The 1665-nt window shown below is 55.3% G+C and carries 1 protein-coding gene; it reads left to right on the forward strand.

The window, feature by feature from the left end; translation table 11 throughout:
• Positions 1 to 1665 (forward strand): DEAD/DEAH box helicase (locus ACH2EH_RS11045; protein WP_395141625.1); only part of this gene is annotated, 1665 nt, incomplete at both ends.

Genomic DNA, 1665 nt, shown 5'->3' on the forward strand with positions numbered 1-1665 from the left:
CACTCGAAGCCACAACCGATGGGAGCGTGGAGATTCTCACAGCACCCGAAGCACTCTCGCTATCTCCCGCGACGATAGACACAAGTACCGTGGTAATAGCCTGCACGATGGCCGCGTTTCGGGTGGAAGAAACGGAGGGGCGCAAGGTCTACGATGACAATGGCTCGCTCAGTGGACACTTCTCGAAGCGGGTACAGACAGAGCTTGCAAGGCTCGAAAAGCTAGGCGAGACGGGGCGCGCAAGGTATTCCCTTGCCAACGTGCTGGCACTGCACCGGCCTCTAGTCATTGTGGACGAAGCACACCGGTTTGTCTCGGGCCTCTCGTTTCAAGTGCTGGGGCGCTTTGCACCTGCTGCCATCCTAGAGCTTTCGGCGACACCGGATAAGCAAAAATGGGATACCAATGTGCTCCATCGAACCAGTGCGTACGAGCTTAAAAGCGACGCGATGATTAAGATGCCTCTCTTTATGCAGGAGTCGCCGCACTGGGAGGAGTCTGTAAGGGATGCCCTGCTTAAGCGTACGGAGCTAGAGGACGAAGCAAAAGCGCAGGAGAAAGCGGGAGGCTCGTACCTGCGGCCCTTGCTGCTGCTTCAGGCACAAAAGAGCAATGAAGCGCTCACGGTAGAGTATTTAGAAACATATCTGGTCGAGAAAGCGGGCGTTCCTAAAGAGTGGATCGCAGTGGAGTACAAGAACCGGGAGGAGCTAAAGGGCATTGACATTGCCCTACCCACCTGCCCGATTCGTGTGGTAATTACAGTAGATAAACTGCGCGAGGGCTGGGACTGCCCTTTTGCTTATATCCTCTGCTCAGTGCGCGATAGCAAGTCCGCAACGGCGGTGGAGCAGTTGCTTGGGCGCGTGTTGCGAATGCCGGGTGCAAAGAAGCAAAGCCGCGCCAGTCTTAACAAAGCTTATATCTATGTGACCGGGGAGTTCGCCCGCTGTGTGAAGCAACTGGAAGAGGCACTTGTCGAGAGCGGCTTTACCGCAGGCGAAGTGAAGCAGATGCTCCAGACGAGGCTAAATCTGCCAAACGATTCAGGGCTTGCGGCACTTTATGCCCAAAAACTCGCCCCCGCTCAGCGCGGCGAGCGCTTCTCGGTGCCTCAGCTCACGCTCTTTCAAGACGGCGAAGCGGAACCTTTGGAACCCGAGAGCTTTCTCTCTGCCACTTGGAGGCTTTCCGAGTGTGCCTCAACTCTCACACAGACTGAGTTTGAGCCTGAGCCACCGCGTGGTGTCACCGCAGAGTTTGATATTACGGAGCGTGGCAAGCTAGACATTCAAAAAATTGCGGAGCGTATGGCACAGTATAGTATTGCAGGGTTAGAGACACAGCGAGAGAGTACCTACTCGCTGGCGGTCTGGCTGGACCGGCATATCAGAGAGCCTCGTATTCCCCAAGCGCAGAAAGCCTACTTCTGTCAGAAGGTTCTGGAGTATCTGACAGAGAAGCGTGAGCTAACTCTGGACATTCTCGCTGGACAACGGATGCGCTTGCGTGCCGCGTTGGAGCATAAAATCGGGGAGCATATCGAAACTGCTATGCGAACCCAAGCACAGACGATGCTCTTTGACACACCAGAGAGTCCTTGCCAGGTTAGCCCTAAGCGTGTCTTTACGTTTGATCCCGATGCCTACCCCGTGAACAAGCCAC

This window comes from Armatimonas sp., from assembly GCF_043760365.1.
GTDB lineage: Bacteria > Armatimonadota > Armatimonadia > Armatimonadales > Armatimonadaceae > Armatimonas.